This is a genomic window from Propionibacterium sp. oral taxon 192 str. F0372, from assembly GCF_000413315.1.
Taxonomy (GTDB): domain Bacteria; phylum Actinomycetota; class Actinomycetes; order Propionibacteriales; family Propionibacteriaceae; genus Brooklawnia.
The window spans coordinates 2171995-2197665 of record NZ_KE340297.1; the positions used below are offsets into that span (position 1 = coordinate 2171995).

Annotated in this window: 23 protein-coding genes; 21 read left to right on the forward strand and 2 right to left on the reverse strand. The window is 61.2% G+C overall.

What is annotated here, in order from left to right; genetic code table 11:
• The first annotated feature begins 1 nt into the window (after position 1).
• From efp to rpe, 14 genes are all read left to right on the forward strand, one after another.
• Positions 2–565, forward strand: coding sequence for an elongation factor P (efp, locus tag HMPREF1531_RS10140; RefSeq protein WP_016669862.1), 564 nt, complete (start codon positions 2–4; stop codon positions 563–565).
• Positions 565–1107, forward strand: a complete 543-nt coding sequence (gene nusB, locus HMPREF1531_RS10145) for a transcription antitermination factor NusB (RefSeq protein ID WP_016669863.1) — start codon at positions 565–567, stop codon at positions 1105–1107. Before efp ends, nusB begins: the two co-directional genes overlap by 1 nt.
• Complete coding sequence (gene carA / locus HMPREF1531_RS10150) at positions 1097–2218, forward strand: glutamine-hydrolyzing carbamoyl-phosphate synthase small subunit (RefSeq protein WP_016669864.1); 1122 nt, start codon at positions 1097–1099, stop codon at positions 2216–2218. Before nusB ends, carA begins: the two co-directional genes overlap by 11 nt.
• A 30-nt stretch (positions 2219–2248) precedes the next feature.
• Complete coding sequence (gene carB, locus HMPREF1531_RS10155) at positions 2249–5569, forward strand: carbamoyl-phosphate synthase large subunit (RefSeq protein WP_016669865.1); 3321 nt, start codon at positions 2249–2251, stop codon at positions 5567–5569.
• A gap of 40 nt (positions 5570–5609) precedes the next feature.
• Positions 5610–6707, forward strand: a complete 1098-nt coding sequence (locus tag HMPREF1531_RS10160) for a quinone-dependent dihydroorotate dehydrogenase (RefSeq protein WP_016669866.1) — start codon at positions 5610–5612, stop codon at positions 6705–6707.
• On the forward strand, positions 6704–7507 hold the full coding sequence (gene pyrF / locus HMPREF1531_RS10165; RefSeq protein WP_016669867.1) for an orotidine-5'-phosphate decarboxylase: 804 nt from the start codon (positions 6704–6706) through the stop codon (positions 7505–7507). Before HMPREF1531_RS10160 ends, pyrF begins: the two co-directional genes overlap by 4 nt.
• 79 nt (positions 7508–7586) lie before the next feature.
• Positions 7587–7910, forward strand: a complete 324-nt coding sequence (gene mihF, locus HMPREF1531_RS10170) for an integration host factor, actinobacterial type (protein ID WP_036897728.1) — start codon at positions 7587–7589, stop codon at positions 7908–7910.
• Between the two features lie 18 nt (positions 7911–7928).
• Positions 7929–8474 carry a guanylate kinase gene (gmk, locus tag HMPREF1531_RS10175; protein WP_016669869.1) on the forward strand — a complete coding sequence of 182 codons (546 nt, stop codon included), beginning with the start codon at positions 7929–7931 and terminating at the stop codon, positions 8472–8474.
• 28 nt (positions 8475–8502) lie between these two features.
• On the forward strand, positions 8503–8868 hold the full coding sequence (gene rpoZ / locus HMPREF1531_RS10180; RefSeq protein ID WP_016669870.1) for a DNA-directed RNA polymerase subunit omega: 366 nt from the start codon (positions 8503–8505) through the stop codon (positions 8866–8868).
• Positions 8868–10058 (forward strand): methionine adenosyltransferase, encoded by a 1191-nt coding sequence (gene metK / locus HMPREF1531_RS10185; protein WP_016669871.1) that lies wholly within the window; start codon positions 8868–8870, stop codon positions 10056–10058. The genes rpoZ and metK overlap by 1 nt, the downstream gene beginning before the upstream one ends.
• An 11-nt stretch (positions 10059–10069) precedes the next feature.
• Positions 10070–12076 (forward strand): primosomal protein N', encoded by a 2007-nt coding sequence (locus HMPREF1531_RS10190; protein ID WP_232210238.1) that lies wholly within the window; start codon positions 10070–10072, stop codon positions 12074–12076.
• A 28-nt stretch (positions 12077–12104) separates the two neighbouring features.
• On the forward strand, positions 12105–13040 hold the full coding sequence (fmt, locus tag HMPREF1531_RS10195) for a methionyl-tRNA formyltransferase (protein ID WP_016669873.1): 936 nt from the start codon (positions 12105–12107) through the stop codon (positions 13038–13040).
• Positions 13033–14376 (forward strand): RsmB/NOP family class I SAM-dependent RNA methyltransferase, encoded by a 1344-nt coding sequence (locus tag HMPREF1531_RS10200; protein ID WP_016669874.1) that lies wholly within the window; start codon positions 13033–13035, stop codon positions 14374–14376. The genes fmt and HMPREF1531_RS10200 overlap by 8 nt, the downstream gene beginning before the upstream one ends.
• 38 nt (positions 14377–14414) lie before the next feature.
• A complete protein-coding gene (gene rpe / locus HMPREF1531_RS10205; protein WP_016669875.1) occupies positions 14415–15077 on the forward strand; it encodes a ribulose-phosphate 3-epimerase in 663 nt (220 codons plus the stop codon).
• A gap of 35 nt (positions 15078–15112) precedes the next feature.
• Here rpe and HMPREF1531_RS10210 read toward each other — a convergent pair whose 3' ends face one another.
• Complete coding sequence (locus HMPREF1531_RS10210; protein WP_016669876.1) at positions 15113–15937, reverse strand: PAC2 family protein; 825 nt, start codon at positions 15935–15937, stop codon at positions 15113–15115.
• A gap of 107 nt (positions 15938–16044) precedes the next feature.
• Here HMPREF1531_RS10210 and metH point away from each other — a divergent pair, with 107 nt between their 5' ends.
• Entirely contained in the window at positions 16045–19521 is a 3477-nt protein-coding gene (metH, locus tag HMPREF1531_RS10215) for a methionine synthase (protein WP_051123422.1), read from the forward strand.
• Between the two features lie 94 nt (positions 19522–19615).
• Here metH and HMPREF1531_RS10220 read toward each other — a convergent pair whose 3' ends face one another.
• Positions 19616–20827 (reverse strand): S49 family peptidase, encoded by a 1212-nt coding sequence (locus tag HMPREF1531_RS10220; protein ID WP_016669878.1) that lies wholly within the window; start codon positions 20825–20827, stop codon positions 19616–19618.
• Between the two features lie 32 nt (positions 20828–20859).
• On the opposite strand from HMPREF1531_RS10220, the gene HMPREF1531_RS13960 reads away from it, so the two are divergent.
• The 6 genes from HMPREF1531_RS13960 to cmk are packed head-to-tail and all read left to right on the forward strand — an operon-like array spanning position 20860 to position 25667.
• Positions 20860–21552 (forward strand): HAD family hydrolase, encoded by a 693-nt coding sequence (locus tag HMPREF1531_RS13960; protein ID WP_198011039.1) that lies wholly within the window; start codon positions 20860–20862, stop codon positions 21550–21552.
• A 41-nt stretch (positions 21553–21593) separates the two neighbouring features.
• A complete protein-coding gene (locus HMPREF1531_RS13965) occupies positions 21594–22499 on the forward strand; it encodes a tRNA (adenine-N1)-methyltransferase (protein WP_198011091.1) in 906 nt (301 codons plus the stop codon).
• 18 nt (positions 22500–22517) lie between these two features.
• Positions 22518–23264, forward strand: coding sequence for a proteasome subunit beta (prcB, locus tag HMPREF1531_RS10235; RefSeq protein ID WP_016669881.1), 747 nt, complete (start codon positions 22518–22520; stop codon positions 23262–23264).
• Positions 23261–23917, forward strand: coding sequence for a proteasome subunit alpha (gene prcA, locus HMPREF1531_RS10240; protein ID WP_016669882.1), 657 nt, complete (start codon positions 23261–23263; stop codon positions 23915–23917). Before prcB ends, prcA begins: the two co-directional genes overlap by 4 nt.
• A complete protein-coding gene (locus tag HMPREF1531_RS10245) occupies positions 23914–24987 on the forward strand; it encodes a prephenate dehydrogenase (protein ID WP_016669883.1) in 1074 nt (357 codons plus the stop codon). The genes prcA and HMPREF1531_RS10245 overlap by 4 nt, the downstream gene beginning before the upstream one ends.
• Positions 24984–25667 carry a (d)CMP kinase gene (cmk, locus tag HMPREF1531_RS10250; RefSeq protein ID WP_016669884.1) on the forward strand — a complete coding sequence of 228 codons (684 nt, stop codon included), beginning with the start codon at positions 24984–24986 and terminating at the stop codon, positions 25665–25667. Before HMPREF1531_RS10245 ends, cmk begins: the two co-directional genes overlap by 4 nt.
• Positions 25668–25671: the final 4 nt, after the last annotated feature.

Genomic DNA, 25671 nt, shown 5'->3' on the forward strand with positions numbered 1-25671 from the left:
CGTGGCAAGCACGAACGACATCAAGAACGGAACCGTCCTCGACCTCGATGGCCAGCTGTGGCAGGTCCTGTGGTTCCAGCACCACAAACCGGGCAAGGGCAACACCGTGGTCCGGACCAAGATCCGCAACATCGTAAACGGCAAGACCGTCGACCGTACCTTTCCCGCTGATACCAAGATTGACATGGCCCAGGTGGACCGTTCCGATATGCAGTACCTCTACGAGGACGCCACCGGTTTCGTAGTCATGGACAACAACACCTACGAGCAAATGACGATCCCGGCCGAGACCTTTGGCAATGCGAAGGACTACCTGCTTGAAGGAGCGACGATCACGGTCGCCACCAACGAGGGAAACCCCTTGTACATCGAGCTTCCCGCTTCGGTTGAGTTGGAAATCACTTATACCGAGCCGGGCCTGCAGGGTGATCGGTCCACCGGTGGCACCAAGCCCGCCACCTTGGAGACCGGTAAGCAGATTCAGGTACCGCTTTTCATCGCCACCGGTGAGCGCGTCAAAGTCTCTACTGAGTCGGGCGAATATCTCGGTCGTGTTAACAACTGATGAGCCATTCCGACGACGAGCAGGTTCTACCGCTGGCTGCCGGAGAACACTCCCCGGTACCCGGAGCGGTAAAGATCGCATCCCAGGACATGGCTGGGCGTTCGCACACCACGCGGACCAAGGCCAGATTAGCCGCGCTTGACATCCTCTTCGAGGCCGATCTGCTCGAGTCGGATCTCCTCGACTCCCTGACCCGGCGGATGGACGATCCCGAGATCACGGTCCGTGAGTTCACCCAACAGATCGTCGCGGGGGTGCGGGATTACCAACGCGACATTGATGCGCGGATCAATTCCGCTTCGGCCCGAGACTGGCCGATTGAACGGATGCCGCGCATTGATCGCAACATCGCCCGTATTGCGGTGTGGGAACTCGACCATACCGACACGGATCTGAAGGTCATCATCTCCGAGGCGCTGGAGATGGCAGCGGAACTGTCCACCGACGACTCCGAGAAATTCCTAAACGGGCTGCTGGCTTCTGCAGCAGCAGACCACAGGAACGCTAGACCTCCCGAGGAAGAGGACCAGGATGAGTACTAACAAGGCAATACTTGTTCTGGAGGATGGAACAGTCTTCCGAGGCCGAAGCTACGGCGCCATCGGTGAGACCTTCGGCGAGGCGGTTTTTTCCACGGGCATGTCGGGATACCAGGAGACCCTCACCGACCCCTCCTACGTCGGTCAGGTGGTCATTGCGACTGCCCCACACATTGGCAACACCGGGTGGAATGACGAGGACGACGAATCCCAGCGCATTTGGGTCTCTGGTTATGTCGTGCGTGACCCTGCCCGGCGCGCATCCAGCTGGCGATCCACCATCTCATTGGACGAACAACTCGTGGCTCAGGGGATCGTCGGCATCAGTGACATCGACACCCGGGCCCTCACCATCCACCTGCGCGACGCCGGTGCCATGCGGGTGGGCATCTCCTCGCTGGGCGAGGATGCTGCAGATCTTCTGGACAAAGTGCGTCGTTCTCCTCGAATGGAAGGTGCCGACCATGTCGCGACGGTGACCACCAACGAGCCTTATGTAGTGCAAGCCGTGGGACCCAAGCGGTTCACGGTTGCTGCGATCGATCTGGGAATCAAGTCGAATACCCCGCGCCAGATGGTCGAACGCGGTATCGAGGTGATTGTGGTGCCTGCATCGATCACCGCTGAGGAACTACTCGAGATGAACACTGATGGGGTCTTCTTATCTAACGGCCCAGGCGATCCTGCGACCGCAGATCATGCCGTGGGACTGACCCGGGCGGTGTTGGGCGCCAGACGCCCGATGTTCGGCATCTGCTTCGGCAACCAGATCTTCGGAAGGGCCTTAGGATTCGACACTTACAAGCTCAAATACGGGCACCGAGGAATCAACCAACCTGTCAGAGACCGCACCACTGGCCGCATCGACATCACCGCCCACAACCATGGCTTCGCGGTGGATGCGCCACTCGACAAATCGGTCGAGACCGAATTTGGCACGGTGAACGTCTCCCATGTGTGTCTCAACGACGATGTTGTGGAAGGTCTGGAATTGCGCCGGGATGGTCAGTTGCGGGCCTTCTCCGTCCAGTACCACCCGGAGGCGGCCGCAGGGCCTCATGATGCGGAGCACCTCTTCGATCGTTTTGTGGCCCTGATGCAAGCCACCAAGTGAATCCCCTCCAGTGCCCAAGGAGAACCTCTGATGCCACGGCGTAACGATATTTCTTCGATCATGGTCATCGGCTCCGGGCCGATTGTCATCGGACAGGCCGCCGAGTTCGACTACTCGGGCACCCAAGCCTGTCGCGTGCTGCGCGAGGATGGGTACCGGGTCATCCTGGTCAACTCGAACCCGGCGACGATCATGACCGACCCGGAGTTCGCCGACGCTACCTATCTGGAACCGATTGAGCCCAGTTTTGTAGAAAAGATCATCGCTAAGGAGCGCCCTGATGCTCTGCTGGCCACCCTCGGCGGCCAGACCGCTCTCAACACTGCAGTCGCCCTGCATGACTCCGGGGTGCTGGCCAAATACGGTGTGGAACTGATAGGGGCCTCGGTTGATGCGATCAAGCGCGGTGAAAATCGTGAGGAGTTCAAGAGGGTCGTCGATTCACTGCCCGAATTCACCCTGGGAAGCGCAGAATCAGCCAGATCGGTCATCTGTCACTCCATTGAGGAGATTCACGAAGCATCCACCGAACTTGGCCTACCCGTCGTGCTACGCCCATCTTATACCATGGGTGGGGTGGGTTCGGGTTTTGCCCATGATCTCGAAGAACTGGACAGAATTGGCCGGATCGGTCTGGACGCATCCCCGGTCACCGAGGTCCTCGTCGAGGAATCCATCCTCGGCTGGAAGGAATTCGAGCTGGAAGTCATGCGCGACAAGGCTGACAATGTCGTCGTGGTGTGTTCCATCGAGAATTTCGACCCGATGGGAGTGCACACCGGTGACTCGATTACCGTGGCTCCGGCGATGACCCTCACTGACCGCGAGTACCAGCATATGCGCGATGTCGGCATCGCGATCATCCGCGCGGTGGGAGTGGACACCGGCGGGTGCAACATTCAGTTCGCCATTCACCCCGAGACCGGTCGGATGATTGTCATCGAGATGAATCCGCGCGTTTCGCGCTCCTCGGCGCTGGCCTCCAAAGCAACCGGCTTCCCGATCGCCAAAATTGCCGCCAAGGTGGCCGTCGGCTACACCTTAGACGAGATTCCCAACGACATCACCGAGCAGACCCCAGCCTCTTTCGAACCCACTTTGGATTACGTGGTTGTGAAGGTGCCCCGGTTTGCCTTCGAGAAATTCCCGAATGCCGACCCGACGCTGACCACTCACATGAAGTCGGTGGGTGAAGCGATGGCCATCGGGCGCTGCTTCACCGAGGCTCTGGGCAAGGCCTTGCGCTCCTTGGAAAACCCGGATGCACCTTTCGACTTCGCCCGGCCTGTGGGCGATCGTGACGAGCTCCTGGAAGCCATCGCGACCCCGCATGACGGGCGTATCCAACTGATGATGCAGGCCCTGCGCACCGGAGCAACCGTCGAACAAGTGCAACAGGCCACCGGGGTTGATCCTTGGTTTATCGACCAGCTGTTGATGATCAAGGAGCTCGCCGATGAGATCAAGGCCGCGGACGGGCTGAGTCCCGAACTGCTGCGCACGGCGAAGCGTCATGGTTTCTCCGACAGGCAGATCGCCGATCTGCATCACACCACCCCAGATCTCATCCGCCAACTGAGGTGGGCGCTTGGGGTTCGTCCGGTGTACAAGACAGTGGATACCTGCGCAGCCGAGTTCGCAGCACGCACCCCGTATCACTACTCGAGTTACGATGAATACAGCGAACTCACTCGGCGTGAGCGCCCTGCGGTAATCATCCTCGGTTCGGGCCCCAACCGCATCGGGCAGGGCATTGAGTTCGATTACTCCTGCGTGCACGCCTCCATGGTGCTGTCAGAGAACGGCTACGACTCCATCATGGTCAACTGCAACCCGGAGACGGTGTCGACCGACTACGACACCTCCGACCGCCTGTACTTCGAGCCTCTTACCCTTGAGGACGTCTTGGAGATCTATCACGCAGAATCCCAGATGGGGGAGATCGCCGGTGTCATCGTTCAACTCGGGGGCCAGACCCCATTGAAGTTGGCTACGGCGCTCAAGGATGCCGGGGTGAAGATCGTTGGTACCTCACCGGAGGCCATCGATTTGGCTGAAGAGCGTGGCGCTTTCAGCCGTGTGTTGGAGACTGCCGGGTTAGTCTCGCCTAAACATGGCATGGCAGAGTCCTACGAGCAAGCCTCGAATGTTGCCAAGGAGATCGGATATCCCGTGCTGGTCCGCCCGTCTTATGTGCTGGGTGGACGCGGCATGGAAATCGTCTACAACGACGCAGCCTTGCGCACCTACATCGACAATTCCACGCTGATCTCCCCGGAAACCCCTGTTCTGGTGGACCGTTTCTTGGATGACGCCATCGAGATCGATGTGGACGCCCTCTACGATGGCAACGAGCTATACCTGGGTGGCATCATGGAGCACATTGAGGAAGCCGGTATCCATTCCGGCGACTCGGCCTGCTCACTACCCTCAGCTACCCTGAGCCGGGCGGCACTCAAAGAGATCCGAACATCCACCGAGGCCATTGCCAAGGGTGTTGGCGTGCACGGGTTGATCAACATCCAGTACGCGCTAGCGGGGGAAACCCTTTACGTGCTGGAGGCCAATCCACGAGCCTCACGCACGATCCCGTTCGTCTCTAAGGCAACCAATACCCAGCTAGCCAAGGCCGCCACCATGGTCATGATGGGCAGCACAATCGCCGAATTGCGGCAGCGCGGGATGCTTCGAACCCGCACCGATGGTGCTTCGATCTGGCCTGGAATGCCGATCGCCATGAAGGAGGTCATGTTCCCCTTCAACCGGTTCCATACCATTGAGGGAACCTCTGTCGACTCGGTGCTGGGTCCGGAAATGCGCTCCACCGGCGAGGTCATGGGTCTGGCTCGCAACTTCGGGCTTTCCTTCGCCAAGGGACAGGTCGCCGCTTATGTCAAGGTCCCGACCGGGGGAACAGTTTTCGTCTCCGTCGCGGACAAGGACAAGCGCAATATCGTCTTTCCGGTGAAGGCACTCATCGAACTTGGTTTCAAGGTGCTGGCCACCGACGGGACAGCCTCGGTGCTCGCCCAGCGCGGGATCGATGCAACCCCGGTGCGTAAGTTCTCCGAGAAGACCGGCCCCAACGGAGAACCGACCATCGTGGAGCTCATCGCACGTGGTGAGATCGATTTGATCTTCAACACTCCCTCGGGTGGTGCGAGCGGTGGGTCGCAACGTGCTGACGGGTACGAAATCCGCACGGCAGCGGTTCTCTACGATGTTCCGTCGATCACCACGGTGTCCGGTTTAGAGGCTGCGGTACTCGGCATTGAGGCCCTCCAAACCGGTGATGTTGATGTCGTTTCCTTGCAGGAGTGGGGCGAGGAGATCGACACAGCTTGTCGGTGAATGCCACGAAGTGACCCTTTGCGAGGCATGATGGTGAACCATGGTCACCGTTGATGAGTTGCTGATCCGAACTCTGCGTGCCGGATACGCCGGGTGCGTGCGTCCCGTGCTGTTCCGGCTCAATGGGGGAGACCCCGAGGAGATCCATCATCAGATGGTCGGTGTGCTGGGTGAACTGCCCGCCTCGGTACTCGACGTGATGGCCCAGTTCCTGGCTTCGTCAATGGATCCTGTTACCGTTGCCGGTATCGATTTCCCAGGCCGGGTCGGGGTGGCTGCGGGCTTGGACAAGGATGGCATGGCGGCTCGGGCCTGGGCGGCTATGGGCTATGGTTTCGCGGAACTGGGTACGGTCACCGCGAAGGCTCAGCCGGGCAATAAAGCACCACGTCTGTTCAGGTTGCCGCACTCTCAGGCCATCATCAATCGGATGGGCTTCAACAACTCCGGGGTTGAGGCCATGGCGGCCCGCCTCGACCAGTGGGGTGTCTACCGTGGCAACGGTGTGCTGGGGCACCCGATCGGGGTGTCAATCGGCAAAACGAAGACCACTGCGCTGGATGCAGCGAACGAAGACTACCTGCACTCACTGCGCACGATCGCCCCCCATGCCGACTACGTGGCCATCAATGTCTCCTCACCGAATACCGAGGGGTTGCGTTCTCTCCAGTCACGGCGCGCGGTCGAGTCCCTCACCTCGGCCTTGGTTGAGGAAACGGTGAAACTCGATTCCGTCGATCCGATTCCGCTGTTCGTCAAACTGGCCCCGGATCTGGTGGAGGCCGATCTTACCGAGGTACTTGCGGTTTGCGCGGCGACCGGGGTATCGGGCATCATCGCCACCAACACCACCATCACCCGTGACGGACTGCATGCATCCGAACGCCACCTGGCCTCTCAGGCAGGCGGACTTTCGGGGGCTCCATTGACTGCCAAGGCGCTGGCTTTCGTTGAATCGATCGCATCACGTACCGAACTCCCCATCATGGGTTCGGGTGGAATCATGACCCCGCGCGATGCCCAGCGTCTCTTTGACGCAGGTTCTCAACTGGTTCAAGTGTACACCGGGTTCATCTACTCCGGTCCGGCCCTGGTGATGGGAATCAATCGCCTCTGCGTACCGGGAAGAACTCGATGAGCACGTTCTGCGAGCGACTAGACGCGGTTACCGCTGTACGAGGACGACTGTGCGTGGGTATCGACCCACACGAGAAGTTGATTCGTGGGTGGGGATACGACTACGACCTGAACGGTTTGGAGCGGCTCTCCCGCACGATGGTGGAGGCCCTCGGTGATATCGTCCCGGTGTTCAAGCCCCAGTCGGCTTTCTTCGAGGCCTTTGGGGCGCCCGGGATGAGGGTCTTGGCCCAGGTGCTGGCAGACATAGCGGATGTCGGTGCTCTGTCCATCCTGGATGTTAAACGCGGCGACATCGGTTCGACGATGGCTGCCTATGCCCATGCATATCTGTCGGGGAGAACCGACCTCAGCGCTGATGCCATCACGGTATCGCCATTCCTGGGATTCGATTCACTCGCCCCCGCCCTGGAACTCGCGGTCGCCAACGACCGTGGCCTGTACGTCTTGGCCCGTACCTCCAACCCGGAGGGCTTTGCGGTCCAGACGGCCTTGCGCGATGGTGTTTCCGTTGCACAGGAAATCGTCAACCGGGCGATGCAGGCAAATTCCGAAGCCGGTACCGACTTTGTCGGGCTGGTCATCGGGGCCACCCACCAACACCTGGACGTGGACCTGACCGGTTTCGGCGGGTCGATCCTGGCCCCGGGAATCGGTGTCCAAGGTGGCACCGTGGATACCCTGCGGAAGCTTTTCGGTGAGGTGGCTGGCAACACCTTGCCAAGTGTTTCACGCCAGGTGATATCTGCAGGTCCATTAGGTGAGTCACTACGAAATGCGGTGGCTGCCCTGATGGTCTGAACTGAATCTGAACACACAAATGTGGTCAATGTGACCCACCTGGCTTGGCACCATGGTACCAAGTCAACCGATAGCAAGAATGGAGCGCATTGTGGCAATTCCGAAGTTGACCCCCGAGCAGTTGCAGGCGGCACGTGCGGCTGCAACCGAGTCGCGTCGTGTCCGCGCCGCACTCAAGGACAGTGTCCGCGACGGGTCGAAGAGCCTTTCCCAGGCTCTCGATGAGTGCGCAAAGAACGACGTGCTAGCCCACATCCGGGTGATTGATCTGCTGAAGGCAGTGCCACGCATTGGCGATAAGCGTGCGGCAGAGATCATGACCAAATACGACATCGCCGATAATCGCCGGGTCCGTGGCCTGGGCCGTCACCAGGTGACCGGCCTGAAGGCAGAATTCAACTGAGCCCAGGGTGATCTCGGGATGGGTGTTCTCGTCGTGTCCGGGCCGACCGCAGTCGGCAAGGGAACTGTTGTGTCCGCACTGCGTGCCGCTCATCCCGAGGTCGCCGTCTCCGTATCAGCCACCACCCGGGCACCTCGCCCGGGGGAGGTGAACGGACAGCACTACTTCTTCGTGACCGATGAACAGTTCGACCAATTGGTCGCCGATGATGGTCTTCTCGAATGGGCACTCGTCCATGGCACCCACCGTTACGGCACCCCCCGTCAGCCGGTGGTTGATGCACTCGCCCGACAACACCCAGTCGTCCTGGAAATCGACTTGCAAGGTGCCCGGCAGGTCCGTGAGACCATGCCAGATGCCCAGCAGGTGTTCTTGGCTCCACCATCGTGGGATGAACTCGTCTCCCGATTGCGTGGCAGGGGCACCGAGACCGAGGAGCAGATGGCCCGTAGGCTCCGCACGGCTCGTCAGGAACTCGCGGCTCAATCGGAGTTCGACGTCACCGTGGTCAATGACACGGTGGAGCACAGCGTGGAACAGCTGGTACACTTGCTTGGTCTGTGACATCCGCAATTCTTCGCGAGGACGTACCGTGAGCAACAACATCCCTGAAGGCATCACCCATCCGCCGGTGGACGATCTGCTGGAGCAGGTTGATTCCAAGTACCGGCTGGTGCTGTTCGCAGCCAAGAGGGCGCGCCAGATCAACGCCTACTACGCCCAGCTTGGCGAGGGACTGCTTGATTCCGTTGGTCCACTGGTGGAAACAGCTCCTCAGGAAAAACCGCTGTCTATTGCGCTGCGCGAGATGCAGGCGGGCCAGCTCCAGTACACCGAGATCGACCCGATCGCTGAGGCTGCTGCCCGTGCCGAGGCATTCTCCGATCCCGACTTTGATCTCACTGATCCGCTGGGCGACGACCTGAGCGATCCGCTCGGTGATCTTGGGGCATCCTGATGCGCAAGTTCACGTCGGAGTCAGTAACCGAGGGTCATCCTGATAAGGTTGCTGATGCGATCTCTGATGCTGTTCTGGATGCCATGTTGGCTGGTGATGCCAATTCTCATACTGCTATTGAGACTTTGGTGGCCAATGGTGTGGTTGTTGTGGCGGGTGAGGCATCCACTGAGGCTTATGCTGATATTCAGGCTTTGGCTCGTCAGCGTCTGCTTGATATCGGTTTTGATTCGGCCGACAAGGGCATTGATGGCGCTTCATGTGGTGTGATGGTTGCTCTCAATAGCCAGTCTGCGGACATTGCCCAGGGCGTACGAGGGTCTTGGGAGTCGCGCAATGGTGCCATGGTCGATGAGTTTGATCTGCAGGGTGCCGGTGATCAGGGGTTGATGTTTGGTTACGCGACCGATGAGACTCCCGAGTTGATGCCTTTGCCGATCCGGATGGCGCATCGTATGTCTGAACGGCTGACCGCAGTCCGTAAACAGGGTGTGCTCGGTTATTTGCGTCCCGACGGCAAGACTCAGGTGACCATCGACTATAACGACAGTGGTTGCCCAGTGGGGGTGGACACCGTCGTTGTTTCTGCGCAGCACCGGGCCGATATTGACGTCGAGGCCACCTTGGTGCCAGATATTCGCAGCCAGGTGATTCAGCCGATCCTGGCCGAGTATGGTTTCGAGGGATCCGATCCCCGGTTGTTGGTGAACCCGACTGGTCGTTTCGTGACCGGGGGACCGGCGGGTGATGCGGGTCTTACGGGTCGCAAGATTATTGTCGATACCTATGGTGGCATGGCTCGTCATGGTGGCGGTGCGTTCTCGGGCAAGGATCCTTCGAAGGTTGATCGTTCTGCTGCTTACGCGACTCGTTGGGTGGCCAAGAATGTTGTGGCATCTGGACTTGCCAGGCGCTGTGAGGTGCAGGTGTCCTATGCCATTGGTACGGCCAATCCGACGTCTTTGTATGTCGATACCTTCGGTACCGGGATGGTTCCTGACGAGCAGATTTCCGATGCGGTACGGCGGGTCTTCGACCTGCGTCCTGCGGCGATCGTTGCCCGGTTGGGGCTGAAGGCGCCGATCTATTCGCAGTTCACATCCTACGGTCACTTCGGTCGGGAACTTGATGTGATGACCTGGGAATCAGTGGAGATGGCAGACGAACTGGCTCGTATGGTGCGAGGCTGATACCTATGGAAATGCCCGCTGGTCCACTGACCGGCGGTATCACGGTCGCACGGGTCGCGGTCGATGTCGTCCTGCCACATTTGGACAGGTTCTTTGACTATTTGGTGCCACCCCTCCAAGTGGATGAGGTGGTTGTCGGCTCGCGTGTCAGGGTGCGTTTCGCCGGAAGGATGCGTGACGGTTTCGTCGTCGAGATCACCGACCACAGCGAGGTCACTGGGACACTGCTGCCGCTGTCGAAGGTCGTTTCCAGCGAACCCGTGTTGTCGCTGGCCCAGATCGAGTTGATCCGCCGGGTAGCCGATCATTACGCGGGTTGCTTCGCCGATGTGGTACGTCTGGCCGTGCCGCCGCGTCATGCCACCACGGAAAAGGCACCGCAACGCGAATGGCCCGAGCCGCTCATTGAGCATCTGCCCGCTGGTGGGCTGCTCCACGAGGTGGGTGGACAGCATTTCCTCGACTCACTCTCCCGCGGGGAACCCATCAGAGTGCACTGGCAGGTCAGGCCACGACATCGACGGGATGAGTCCGGTCTCGATGACTGGACCAGGGGCGTGGTCCAGTCGAGCATCGCCACATTGCGGGCGCGGCGTGGGGTCATCATCGTGGTGCCCGATTATCGAGACTTGGGCCATGTGCGCAGCGCGCTGGGTGAGGCGATCGGGCCAGGTGCTGTCGCGGAGTTGCATTCCGACCTGGGCCCTGCCGCCCGTTACCGCAACTATTTGGCCGTCTCCCGGGGTCAGGCTCAGGTGGTCGTCGGCACCCGTGGGGTGGTCCACGCCCCCGTTCACCGCCTCGGTCTGATCGTGGTGTGGGATGACGGCGATGATCTGCACTCGGAAACCCGCGCCCCGTATCCGCATGCCAGGGATGTGGCCGCCCTGCGTGCTTCATCGCAGCGCTGTGGATTGTTGCTCGCATCTCATGGACGCAGCTGCGAGGTTCAGGCGTGGATCGATCGGGGATGGTGCGTAGCCGTGGGCGCTGACTCGGTCATGATGAGATCGGATGCTCCGGTGGTGCGAGCAGCAGTCGATTCCCGATTTGCCCTCGACCGAGATCCGCGGGCTCAATTCGACCGTTTGCCACGTGCCGTTTTTGAAACAATACGCAGGGGTCTAGCATCCGGCCCAGTACTGGTCCAAGTGCCTCGCGCCGGTTACCTCCCGGCGGTATCTTGTGCAACCTGCCACGTACCGGTCAGATGTTCTGTCTGTCATGGTCCGGTGCGGTTGAACCGACCTGATGGCCCTCGGCGCCTGGATTGCGCGTGGTGTGGGCGGATCATCACCACCTGGCGCTGCGAGGTGTGCCACGGTGATCAGCTGCGGGCCCCGGTCGTCGGAGCCGGGCGCACCGTCGAGGAACTCGGCAGGGCCTTCCCGGGTACCAGAGTGATCGAATCCTCCGGGGAACGACTCGTCGAGCAAACCGGAACTCACCCCTGCTTGGTGGTTGCTACCCCTGGTGCCGAGCCCCCCGCGGTGGACGGCTATTCCGCGGCCGTGTTGTTGGATGCTGCTCGTCTGCTGGATCGCGTCGACCTGCGAGCGGCAGAGGAGGCCTTGCGCCGCTGGCTTAATGCGGTGGCCTTGGTACGCCCGGCTGAGCGGGATGGGACGGTGGTGGTCGTCGGACCAGCCGGGGCACGACCCATCCAGGCCTTGGTCCGTCTTGACCCGGGGGCCAGTGCCACCGCGGAACTTGTTGAGCGGATCGAGGCCGGTTTCCCGCCGGCCGTGCGATTCGTCACGGTCACCGGGGGATCTCAGGCACTGCACGAATTCATCGGATTGCTGGGCGCCGACCACGGTGCCGAACTACTTGGCCCAGTGGAACTCGACGAGCCGCTGGCGGTGGGGCAGACCGAACCAAACTGGCAGTTGAGCCTGCGATGCCCTATCACCGGAGCACGTCGACTCCTTGATGCGGTCAAATCGGCGCTTGCCGGGCGTTCGGCGCGGAAGATGACCGGCTCCCTGCGGGTGCGGGTGGATCCGGTGGCGCTGTGAGGTGGCCCGAGTTGGCTAGGGTTAACTTGTGAGAGTCATCTTTGCCGGAACCCCCGAGGCCGCCTGCTGGAGCCTACGAGCCATCGTGGCGGCAGGCATTGAGGTAGCTGCCGTCATTACCCGTCCGGATGCTCCTGCAGGCCGGGGTAGGAAACTCAGGCCTTCACCGGTTGCGCTGCTTGCTGAGGAGCTCGGATCACCGGTCTGGAAACCGGAACGCTGCGATGCGGAACTGGTTGCCCGGGTCCGTGAGCTGCAGGTCGACGCTGCGGCCGTGGTTGCCTTCGGGATGCTGCTCACCCAGCCGTTGATCGACGTAGTTCCCGGCGGGTGGATCAATTTGCATTTCTCTTTGCTGCCCAGATGGCGGGGTGCGGCTCCGGTGCAGCGAGCCATTCTTGCCGGGGACACAGTCACCGGGGCGACCACCTTCTCCATCGTGCGTGCCCTCGATGCCGGGCCTGTTTACCGCAGTCTGCAGGTCGAAATCGACGATCAGACGAGTTCCGGTGATCTGCTCGATCAACTAGCTCAGATCGGCGCGCCGCTGCTGGTCGGCACCCTGCGTGACGTGGCATCCGGCCTTACCCCCGTCCCTCAGGCAGAGGAAGGAATCACCTTGGCAGCGAAGCTGCGGCCCGACGATGTTCGCATCGACTGGTCGGCGCCACGAACCGACATCGTCCGGCTCGTCCGGGCGGCCAATCCAGCCCCGATGGCCTGGACAATGCTGGAGGGACAAAGATTCCAGGTGCTGCGCGTTGCACCGGACAGCCTCAGGCAGGCAGAGCCTTTGGCAGCGGGGCAGCTGACCGCAGATCGCAAACATCTTTGGGTGGGCACCGGTGACGGTGACATGGAACTGCTGGAGGTGAAGGCAGCCGGACGCAAACCGATGAAGGCCGTGGACTGGGCGCGGGGGCGTCACGAGTTTGCAGAGGCCGGGCTGTACTTCGATGTCTGAACATCGCAGATCGTCACGCGGCAGAAAAAGATCGGTCGATGCGCCCCGTCGGATCGCATTCGATGCGTTGCGCAGAATCAATTCCCAAGGGGCTTATGCCAATTTGGTGACCACATCGGCCACCGCGCGGATGATACCCCGTGACGCCGGATTCGTTATCGAACTGGTCCACGGCACCTGCCGTATGCAGGGAACCTGGGATGCGATCATTGAGGCCGCAGCTGGGCGAGGTCTGGGATCAATGCAGCCCGCTGTGGTCGATGTCTTGCGATTGGGCGCCCAGCAATTGTTCGCCACGCAGGTGGCGACCCACGCCGCCGTGGCCACCAGTGTGGATCTTGCGGGGACAGCCATCGGGGAGCGGGTCACTGGTCTAGTCAACGCAGTGGTGCGCAAGATGTCCACCAGAGACCTTGATTCTTGGCTCGCAGAACTGGCACCCGGCGACGACCATACATCACTAGGGCTGCGCTATGCCCATCCCACCTGGGTGGTCGATGAATTGGCCCGGGCGCTGGGCGCGGATGGTGATCTGGTCGCCCTCCTGTCCGCGGATAATCTCGCCCCGGTCCCGATGCTCGTGGCCAGACCGGGGCTGGCCACCGTCGACGAATTGGTGGCTGCTGGGGCGGAGCCGGCTACATGGTCGCCCTGGGGCGCCGCACGGCCCGGAAACCCTAGAGAGGTGCCAGCGATCGGGGAAGGCCGAGCCGGTGTACAGGATGAGGGCTCCCAGCTGGCGATCCTCGCAGCCACCTCGGCGGACCTTCCCGATGGGCCGTGGCTCGACCTGTGTGCGGGCCCGGGCGGCAAGTCGGCCCTGCTGCGTGGGTTGAGCCCTACATTCCTGCTCGCGTCTGAAGCCCAGCATCAGCGGGCAGGTCTGGTCACCCAGAATCTGGCCAACTATCCGCCCGGGGCTCATCAAGTGATTACCTGTGACGGCACCGCGCCCGCATGGGGGCCACGCTTCGCCTTGACAGTCGCGGATGTGCCGTGCAGTGGCTTGGGAGCTCTGCGACGCAGGCCAGAATCGCGATGGCGTCGCACTCCCGGGACAGTCGCCGGACTGGTTCCGCTGCAGCATGCCTTGCTGAGAACAGCGATCAATTCCACTCTTCCAGGCGGGGTGATCGCTTACATCGCTTGCTCCCCTCATCTCGACGAAACCATCGGTGTCGTCGAACAGGCCGAGCAGGTGGAGATCATCGACGCCCCTGCGCTCATCGCTCAAGTACCCGGCGCAGCACATCACCTCGATGGGCGGTTCATCCAACTGTGGCCCCATCTGCACGGCAGCGATGCCATGTTCTGCGCTCTGCTGCGTCGTCGCTGACGACTGAGGGGCGGGTCGTCCCCAGTTAGACTGCCCACGTGCACCAGATAACTCCCAGCATCCTCAATGCCGACCTAGCCAACTTGGCCGTCGAGGTCGCCCGGGTGCCCAGCTCGGACATGCTTCACTTCGACGTCATGGACAATCATTTCGTGCCGAACCTTACCTTGGGGTTGCCGGTGGTCCAGTCCCTCCAAGCACACACCGATCTTCCACTGGACATACATCTGATGATCGAGGACGCTGACATCTGGGCGCCCCAGTATGCCGATGCCGGATGCTTCTCGGTGACCTTCCACGTCGAGGCTTCCAAGGCCCCAATCCGGCTGGCCAGAGAGATCCGCAGGCTCGGGTCTCGTGCCTCAATGGCTCTTAAACCAGCCACTCCCATTGAGCCCCATGCTGACATGCTCGAAGAGCTCGACATGGTTCTGCTGATGACCGTTGAACCTGGTTTCGGGGGGCAGAAATTTCTTGATCTGGTGCTTCCGAAGATTGAGCGGACTCGCAAACTCATTGAGGGCACCGGAAAACAGATCTGGTTGCAGGTCGACGGGGGAGTGTCGGTCGATACGATCGGTCGGGCTGCCGAGGCCGGTGCCGATGTCTTCGTCGCGGGAACGGCCGTCTATGGGGCCGATAACCCCGACGCCATGGTCAACCGGCTACGTGAGATGGCCGTCGCCGCTTGCAAGCACTGAGGTACTGGCCTGGTGGATGAGAGAGGTGCGCGAGTTCAGCGTTCCCGATTACGACGCCGCAAGTAACGTTCCAGCTCCGCGGCAATAGCCTCCCCGCTGGCGTGTGGCATCTCGTCGTTGTCTGAAGCATCCTCCAGGCCTGCGATGTATTCCCTGATGTCCGGGTCGTCACCGGCGAGCTCATCCACTCCACGCTGCCAGGTCCGGGCTTCCTCAGGTAGATCGCCGAGATCGAAGGCGATGTCGAGGAGATCCTCAATACGTGATAGCAAGGCCAGCGTTGCCTTCGGGTTCGGTGGCGAGGCGACATAGTGGGGTACCGATGCCCACAAAGACACCTCAAGCACCCCGGCAGCATGACATGCATCGGCGAGCACGCCGGTGATGCCCGTCGGCCCCTCGTAGCTGGTGGGCTGCGCTCCCAGGCGTTCTGCTGCATCGGGGTCGAGGCAAGTGGCCGACACCGGCACGGGGCGCGAATGGGGGGTGTCGGTGAGCATGGCTCCCAACAGCACTACCATTTGGGGGTTGATGCTGCGCAGCAGCGAGACAATCTCTGCGACCAGTCGCCGCCAGTTCAGATTTGGCTCTGGCCCGGACACCAGCAGGAGATCTCTGGTGGCCAGGTGGGTGATGTGCACCAAGACCTGCGGCCAATCGGTGCGGCGGTTGCGGCCAGTACCCACTACCCGGGGCCGCACGATCTGGTAGTCGTAGTATTCGTCACCCTCAATTTTGGTGAGTAGGTCGGTTGGATACCGGTTCATCACATGCGATAAAGCTGCCGATGCTGCCCCGGCAGCATCGTTCCAGCCCTCGAAGGCGACCACGACTGCCGGGTTTCTGAGCTGGGTGAACATGCCTCAACCCTAACTGGTGGCTGATCCAGGGCATGCGCAGGTATCTCGATTGTTCATGGGTTGTCATCGTCGGGCGAGGGTCGGAATCGCTGGTTATCCTTGTGGCCATGCCCTCACTTCGTGATCATCTGCTTGACACCGTCCTGCTCGCCGATGGGGCGATGGGTACGATGCTGCAGACGGTGGAGTTGACCTTGGATGATTTCGAAGGCTTCGAGGGCTGCAACGAGATTCTCAACCGCACCCGCCCCGATGTGGTGGCCGGGGTACACCGTGCTTATTTCGAAGCTGGTTCCGACATGGTCACCACCAATACCTTCGGGGCGAATCTGGCCGCCCTGGGTGAGTACGGCATTCCCGACCAGATCGAAGATCTGGCCTTTCGGGGAGCCCAGATCGCCCGCGAGGTGGCCGACGAGTACAGCACGCCGCAGTGGCCCTGCTTTGTGCTGGGTAGTGTGGGTCCGGGTACCAAACTGCCGACTCTCGGTCACATCGAGGCGACTGAACTGCGTGATGCCTACCAGCGGCAGGTGGCCGCGATGATCCGTGGCGGAATTGATGCCGTCCAGATTGAGACCTGTCAGGATCTCCAGCAGGCCAAGGCTGCGGTGATCGGTGCCAAGCGAGCCCGGAGAGCAGTCGGCGTCGACCTGCCCATCCTCGTCTCGGTCACCGTCGAGACGACCGGAGTGATGCTGCTGGGCTCCGAGATCGGTGCCGCGCTCACCACTCTCGCCCCGTTGGGGGTGGACATGATCGGATTGAACTGTGCCACCGGGCCTGCCGAGATGGGGGAGCATCTGCGTTACCTCGCACGCAATGCCCGCATCGGGATTTCCGTCATGCCGAATGCAGGTCTACCCGAATTAGGCCCCAACGGGGCCGTGTACCCGCTCACACCGCAGGAACTGGCTGACGCTCTTGATGAGTTCGCCACTGTCCACGGTGTGAGTCTGGTGGGTGGATGCTGTGGCACAACCCCGGACCATATTCGTGCGGTTCGCGAGATGCTAGGTCGTGACCGGGCCGTTGTTGCCCGCGAGGCTGATCCGGGTAATGCCTTGGCCTCTCTGTATGCCGAGGTGCCCTTCGCTCAGGATGCCTCCTACCTGGCGATCGGGGAACGCACCAACGCAAATGGTTCCAAGGCCTTTCGGGAGGCAATGCTCGCGGGCAGCCTCGACGAATGTGTCGACATCGCACGTGCCCAGTCCTCTTCCGGGGCACATGTCCTCGATCTGTGCGTCGACTACGTGGGACGTGACGGAACAGTGGACATGACCGCCCTGAGTAAACTGTTCGCTACCTCGGTGACGCTGCCGGTCATGATCGATTCAACCGAGCCAGAGGTCATCGAGGCGGGTCTTAACCATCTGCCGGGACGATCAATCATCAATTCGGTCAACTTTGAAGACGGTGACGGACCCGATTCACGGTTCCAGCGAGTGATGCCGATCGTTCGGGAGCATGGTGCGGCCGTCGTTGCGTTGACCATTGACGAGGAAGGGCAGGCGCGCACCGCCGAGTGGAAGGTGCGGGTCGCTGAACGTCTCATCCAGGCCCTGACGGGGCAGTGGGGTATGGACGAGGGCGACATCATGGTTGACTGTCTCACCTTCCCCATCGCTACTGGCGCGGAGGAGACTCGGCGTGACGGTGTGGCGACGATTGATGCGATCCGCGCCCTCAAGGCCGCTCACCCCAGGGTACTGACCACCTTGGGGGTGTCGAATGTTTCTTTCGGGCTGAACCCCGCCGCACGCATCGTGTTGAACTCGGTCTTCCTTGATGAGTGCATCAAGGCCGGGCTTGACTCGGCGATCGTGTCGGTGGCCAGAATCATGCCGGTGTCGCGAATCCCGGAGGAGCAGTACCGGGTTGCTCTGGATCTGATCTATGACCATCGCAGGGATGGCTATGACCCTCTTCAGGTCTTTCTGTCAATGTTCGAGGGGATTTCGACCGCATCCCTGAAACAGCAGCGAGAGGCTGAGATGGCGGCTCTGCCCGTTGCTGAGCGGCTGGCCAGAAGAATCATCGACGGCAACGATAAGGCTCTGGCCGATGACCTGGATGAGGCACTCGCATCAAAGAGCGCTCTGGAGATCATCAACGATGACCTGCTGTCGGGGATGAAGACGGTCGGCGAGTTGTTCGGTTCTGGGAAGATGCAGCTTCCCTTCGTGTTGCAGTCGGCCGAGGTGATGAAGAAGGCGGTCGCCCACCTTGAACCCCATATGGATTCCTCACTTGCCGGAGCAGGCAAGGGAACCCTGGTGCTGGCCACGGTCAAAGGCGATGTCCACGATATCGGCAAGAATCTTGTCGACATCATCGTGTCTAACAACGGCTATTCGGTGGTCAACATCGGCATCAAGCAACCGATCACAGCCATCGTCGAGGCGGCCGAGCAGCACGACGCGGATGCGATCGGGATGAGCGGGCTGCTGGTGAAGTCCACCGTGGTGATGAAGGACAACCTAGTGGAGCTCAACGAGCGGGGACTCGCCGGAAAATACCCGGTCATGCTCGGAGGAGCGGCTCTCACTAGGCCATATGTCGACAATGATCTCGCCGAGTTGTACGACGGGGAGGTCCGCTATGCCAAGGATGCTTTCGAGGGACTGGCGTTGATGGATGCCATCATGGCCGTCAAGCAGGGCGTACCCGGGGCACGACTACCAGCACGTCGACAGCGTCGCGTCGCCCCGCGTACCCGCGATCTGCCCGACCTCGCTGATACCTCGGTCCGCTCCCAGGTGGATCGTGGTGTGCCGGTTCCCGTCCCGCCGTTCTGGGGCACCCGGGTTTCCAAGGGCATCGGGTTGGCCGAGGTGCTGTCCTGGCTCGACCGTAAGGCTTTGTTCAAGGGACGTTGGGGTTTGCGTGCAATTCCCGATGGACCCAGCTATGAAGAGATCGTCGCGACCGAGGCCGAACCGAGGCTGCGGGGGCTGCTGGACAGAATCCAGTCTGAGGGATTGGGTGAATTCGCCGCTGTGCATGGCTATTTCCCGTGTTTTTCTCGGGGAAACACCCTGGTGGTTCTTGATCCTGAGGATCACACCAGTGTGCGGGCCTGCTTTGACTTCCCTCGGCAGCCCTCCGGCAAGCGGCTATGTCTGGCCGATTATTTTCGCGACGAGCAAGAGACAGCGGATCTTGGCCCGGATGTGCTGGGCATGCAACTTGTCACCATGGGGTCCAAGGTCTCCCAGACCACAGCCGAGCTTTATGCCTTGAACTCCTACCGGGAGTATCTCGAACTGCACGGGTTGTCGGTACAGCTGGCCGAGGCCACGGCGGAACTCATCCACCACCGGATCCGGGCTGAACTAGGTTTCGCCGACCAGGACGGGCCCGTCGCTGAGCAGCTGGAGCATCAGGCATACCGGGGCTCTCGCTACTCCTTCGGGTACCCGGCCTGCCCTGACCTGGAGATGCGCGCCCCATTGTGCGAGTTGCTGGCCCCGGCACGTATCGGTGTGCACCTGTCTGAGGAGTTTCAGTTGGATCCGGAGCAATCCACCGATGCCATCGTGATCCACCACCCCCAAGCCAAGTATTTCTCCACGCGCTGATCCGGCACAGCCCAAAAGATACGAGGGGGACAACGGCACACAACGGCACCATCGCGTGTCGCTGTGCTCTTGGCAGATCTGCAGCGAGTGTCGGTCAGCTCCCGCACACGGTGGCCGGGTTGCCGACGAAGACTGTCGGACGTGGCGAACCTGAGCACAGCTCCGAGGTGGGAACCTGACCGTCTTTGGTACTCAGCGGAATGTTGTGTCCGTACACCCGCTGCTCTGCCCCCAGCAGGGAGGCCAGACCATTAGGCATCGCATTGGTGACTACCTTCGTCTTCTCGGGGTCGGCATTGTTGAGTTCGGCGGCCCGGCGGAAGGCATCGGGGCGGGCAGCCATCGAATCAGCCAATCCCTTGTCGATGGCGGTCTGGGCATCGAACATGAATGCCCCCAGGTCGTTACGGATGGTATCGGCCTCAATGCCACGGTGTCTGGCGACGAAATCAACGAAGGCGGTGTACTCGGCATCAAGTCCGGCTTGGTAGTTGGTTCGCTCCTGCTCGGTCATCTCCCGGTAGGGATTCCCGAAGTCCTTGCCGGTGCCTGCGGTGAGGTATTCCGAGGTGATCCCGCCAGAAGTGGTGACACCCGACTGGAGAAGTGTCCCGGTGGTTCCGGTCACATCTTTGTAATGCTGGAAAGGACCCATGATCACCCCGATGGAACCGATGAGGGTGCCGTGGTCCGTGATGATCTCATCGGCAGGTGCCATGGCGAACATCCCGCCAGAAGCCGACATCGTCTGCACATAGGCGACGACTTTGTGCCCGGTGCGCTCCTGGTAACGGATGATGGCCTCGGCGATTGCTCGAGCTCCGCTGATGGTGCCGCCAGGGGTGCCCATCAGCAGCACCACACCTGCGTAGTCGTTGGTCTTCAGATCATCCAATTGCTTGGCCACTTCGTAGCCATAGGTGGAGGATCCGAAAGAGGTGGTTCCAGTGGTCTCGATCGTTCCTTCGATTTTTATCGCCAGCAGCTGGTTCTTCGCATTGGCCGGGCCCCACAATGTTGACTTGGAATTGGTCTGTTGGGCAGAACCGCCCATGGCTCCCATCACCATCACGCTGATGAGGCTGATGATAGTCAATGCCGCGACAACCGCACCGATACCTGCCATGAAACCGAATCCGGTACCGAATCCGCGGGAGAAGGCCTGCTTCGCGGTCCCGTTGAGTATCTGCGGTGTGATGAGAGTGCCCCGCTGTGTCGGTGATGGGGTCCGGATGGAGGTGGCTGTTTCCTTCGTAGGGGTCGGCTTACCAGATGCTGGGGTGGTGTTCTGCTGCTCATCGGTCATGCCGCTATCCTCGCAAATGGCACAATGGAATGGTGGGCAACATTCCAGAGGCAGTGCTGTGGGATTTCGACGGAACTTTGGTGAACTCCGAAGTGGTGTGGGTGGATGCGGAGATCGAGTTGTTCTCATCCTTCGGAATCACCTGGACCCGGGAACAAGGCGTTGAGTACTGCGGTTCCTCGCGTGAGGTCTCAACAGCAGCCTTCTTGGCCTGGGCTGAATCCCAAGGTCGGCCGTTGCCCATCTCCGGTGAGGAGTTCTACGAGCGAATGCACCGGATGGTGCGTGATCATTTGAGCACCGTCGCCTCACTGCCGTGGCTGCCCGGCGCGGAACAATTGGTGTTGGATCTGCTGGACAATGGGATTCCCCAGGCGATCGTTTCTGCCTCGCCCCTGGATCTGATCATGGCCGGTGTTGATCGGATGCCGTCCGGGGCCTTCTCATTGGTGGTTCCCGGCTCCGAGATACCTCGCGGGAAACCTGAGCCCGATGGCTACCTGTTGGCGGCTGAGCGTTTGGGAGTCGATCCCGGCAGGTGTGTGGTCATTGAGGATTCGGCCTACGGGACCCAAGCCGGTATCAATGCTGGCGCCGCCGTCATCGCGGTGCCCTGCATGAAGCCACTGCCGCACCGGGAATACCAGCTCAATCTGCCATCGTTGACCGGTCTGGACACTGCGAGTCTGGGCAGGATCTGGAAACAGCTTCGAGGAGACAAGTGAACGAGGAAGACCCGAACCGCTGGTCAGGGGTACGTACCGGGATGCTGTGCGCCGGAGAGTGGGTCACCATCACCGATACCAAAGGCCACCGTAAGTCGATCAAACTCGTTGCGGGCAAGGTGCATCACACCACCAAGGGGGGTCTGGCCCACGATGACATCATCGGACAGCCCGAGGGAATTGTCGTCACCACTGTGGGCGGGCTGCAATTCTTGGTGTTCCGGCCGTTGCTCAACGAGTACATGGTCACCATGCCCAGGCAGGCGGCGGTGATCTACCCCAAGGATGCCGCGCAGATCATCATGCGCGCCGACATTTTCCCCGGTGCTCGGGTGCTGGAGGCCGGGGTCGGCTCGGGGGCATTGTCCCTGGCGATGCTGCGCACGATTGGACCCAGTGGACTTCTGCACTCGGTGGAGCGTCGCGCCGAATTCGCCGAGGTTGCCCGTCGCAATGTCGAGCAGTTCTGCGGGGGAACACACCCGGGATGGGAGCTGAGCATTGGAGATCTTGCCGAGATCACTCTTGAGGACCAGTACGACAGGGCGGTACTGGACATGCTCGCCCCCTGGGACTGTTTGGAGAAGGTTTCCCAAGCGCTGGTGGCCGGTGGTCTGTTGTGTTGCTATGTGGCCACCACCACCCAGATGGGCCGGGTGATGGACAGCATGCGGGCCATGGGTTGTTTCACTGAACCGATGGCATTGGAGGTGTCGGTGCGCGACTGGCATGCTGAGGGGCTAGCGATCCGCCCGGGCCACGCCACCAGCGCACACACTGGTTTCCTCGTGATCACCCGTCGCATGGCTCCGGGGGTAGATGCACCGATGCGCAAACGTCGCCCGGCTCCCGGCGCTTATGGCCCGGACTATACCGGTCCGGTTCCCCGCAATGTTGCAGCCGAGCACATGGAGGCGAATCGACGACGTGCCCGGGAAATGGGCTGAGGTCTAGGCTGGATCATCATGATGCATGAGCTGACCTCCTTCTTTGATCTGGTCCGGTCGGTTGATCCGGCGGTGTTGCCGCGTACCGACGGCGCGGAGTTGTCCCCGCACGGTACGACGATCGTTGCGGCCGACTTCGCAGGTGGGGTGGTGATGGCCGGGGACCGCCGGGCCACCATGGGCACTATCATCGCCCAGCGTGACATAGAGAAGGTCTTCGGCGCCGACGAGGTCTCGGTCATCGGGATCGCGGGGGCCGCGGGGCTGGCGGTCGAACTGGTGCGGCTCTTCCAGACTGAGCTTTTGCACTACGAGAAAGTGGAACAGATCGCGCTGAGTCTTGATGGGAAGGCGAACCGGTTGGGATCGCTGGTGCGCGCCAATCTGTCGATGGCGATGCAGGGAATGGCTGTCGTGCCGATCTTTGCGGGATGGGACGACACCTGTGATGTGGGCCGGATCTTCTCCTACGATGCGACCGGGGGACACTATGAGGAGAGCGGGTTCCATGCGATCGGTTCTGGGGCGGCTTTCGCCCGTGGATCGTTGAAAAAGACTCATCATCCAGGCATGACCGCCGAGGCTGCTGTCGCCTCAGCCATCCGTGCTCTCTACGACGCCGCCGATGACGATGCCGCGACTGGGGGGCCTGATCTGGCTCGCCAGATCTTTCCGGTGGTGCTCACCGCTTCTGTCGATGGGGTGCGCCAATTGCCCACCGATGAGGTGGCCCGGATTACCGAACAAGTGCTGGAGGCGATGTGAGCCTGTATGTGTCTCCCGACCAGTTGATGAGCGACCGGGCAGAGTTCGCCCGCAAGGGCATCGCCAAAGGCCGTTCGGTGGTGGTGGCCTCCTGCGCCGAGGGGGTGGTCTTCATCGCGGAAAATCCTAGCCCGCTACTGCACAAGGTCTCGGAAATCTATGACCGGATCGGTTTCGCGGCAGTGGGTCGGTATGCGGAGTTCGAGAGTTTGCGGATCTCTGGAATTCAGTACGCCGACCTGCGCGGGTACACCTATGACCGTCGCGACGTGACTGCGCGTGGCTTAGCTAATCAGTATGCCAGGACGCTGTCGGCAGCCTTTGCTGCCTCAAGTGACAAACCCTTTGAGGTCGAACTGGCGGTGGCCGGTCTAGGGTTTGAGCCCGAGACAGATGAGCTGTTTACCATCAGTTTCGATGGTACGGTCAGCGACCACCGGACGGCGTGTGTCTTGGGGGCCAGGACCGAATCGATCAGTACGGGGTTGACCGGTCTTCAGGTGGACATGGATCTGCGCACCACCATTGCCTCGATCCGGTCTTTGTTGGATTCCGGCACCCCAGTCGAGGTGGCCCTGCTCGACCGACACAGCGCTCGCACCAGGTGCTTTCGTCGTCTCGATCTTAGTGCGATGGGCGAAGGGGAGTCATGACTGGCAAGCTTTCCCCGTGCGTCGTGATCGGTACCGGTCTGCTCGGGGCCTCGATAGGTTGTGCTCTCACAAGTGCCGGGGTCCGGGTCCACTTGGTGGACAAAGATCCTTCCCATGCCGTGGTCGCGGCGTCCCGTGGGGCGGGAACACTGGATGATCCGGTACCCGAGAAGGTCCAACTGGTGATCGTCGCCACTCCGCCGTTGACGATCCCGATTGTGGTGACCTCGGCACTGGCGAACTACCCCTATGCAGTGGTGACCGACACCGGGTCGGTCAAGCAACGCATTGCCCGGGAACTGGAGACCGGTGGGGTTGATGTCTCCCGTTATGTTGGCGGGCACCCGATGGCTGGGTCCCACCATGCCGGCCCGCTTACTGCTGCGGGCGATATGTTCCGGGATCGCACGTGGGTGATCACTCCCACCGAGACCAATCCAGACTGGGTTGTTGAGCGGGTACGGGAGCTTGCGGCCACATGCCGGGCGCGGATCGTCGAGATGGATGCTGGCGACCACGACCGGGCTGTCGCCGAGGTCTCTCATTTCCCTCAGTTGGTATCCACTCTGACCGCGGCACGGCTCGCTCAGGTCCCATCGGCCGATCTGCGGCTGGCCGGGCAGGGCGTGCGCGACGTGACCCGAATTGCCGCATCCGATGTGGAGATGTGGCGACAGATCGTGTTGGCCAATACCGACAATATCCGTGCCCAGCTGATGGGGCTGCGCGAGGATCTGGATGAACTATTGGTACAGATCACTGACTCTGATGTCGTGGCCCGTTTCCTGGTTCGCGGCAACCGGGGAGTGGAGGCATTGCCTGAGAAATCCGGCAAGCGTCGCACCGAACTGGTCGCCGTCACCGTCGAGATCCCCGATGAGCCTGGCGCCTTGGCCCGGATGATGACCGATGTGACGGCCATGGGGGTCAACATTGAGGATCTGTCCATCGAGCACGATCCCGACCGGGATGCCGGCTACCTGTCCATCAAGGTCTCGACAGTTGAGTCGGACAGACTGCGGAAGATGCTGCGGGACAACGGTGCGGTACTGACCGGGGAGAAGGAATGACGAGTGAACCACGACTGGTGATCGCCATCGATGGGCCGAGCGGGGTGGGCAAGTCATCAACCTCCCATCTGGTGGCCCAGCAACTGGAATGCGACTACCTCGATTCCGGGTCAATGTACCGGGCACTGGCTGTGTGGTGCCACCACAAGCACATAGACCCCGCCGATGCAGGGACGGTCGCCCGGACCGCGAGCTATGTGGATCTGGAGATAGTCACCAATCCCATCGATTTCCGCATCGCGATCTCCGGTGTCGACCTCACCGACGATCTGCATCGTCCAGAGGTATCGGCCATCGTGTCAGGTTATGCCTCCAACCAACGGGTACGGGAAATCCTCAACAAGCAAATGCGCGCCATCATCGCCGACCGGGGCCGCATCGTGGTGGAGGGACGGGATATCACCACAGTTGTCGCCCCGGATGCTGATGTCCGAATCCTGCTGCAGGCCGACCCAAGGCGCCGGATCGCCCGTAGGCAGGCCCAACTGGGGGGAGCCCTGGATCCGGCCACGGTGAGCGAACAGGTGATCGGACGGGATACCGCGGATTCGGCCAATGCGCAGTTCAAGACTCCTGCACCAGGGGTGGAGCTCATCGACTCGACCATGATGAGCCTTGACCAGGTGGTAGCGGAAGTCATCGCCTTGGTACCGGAGGAAAAACGTTTCCCACGAGGATGAATAC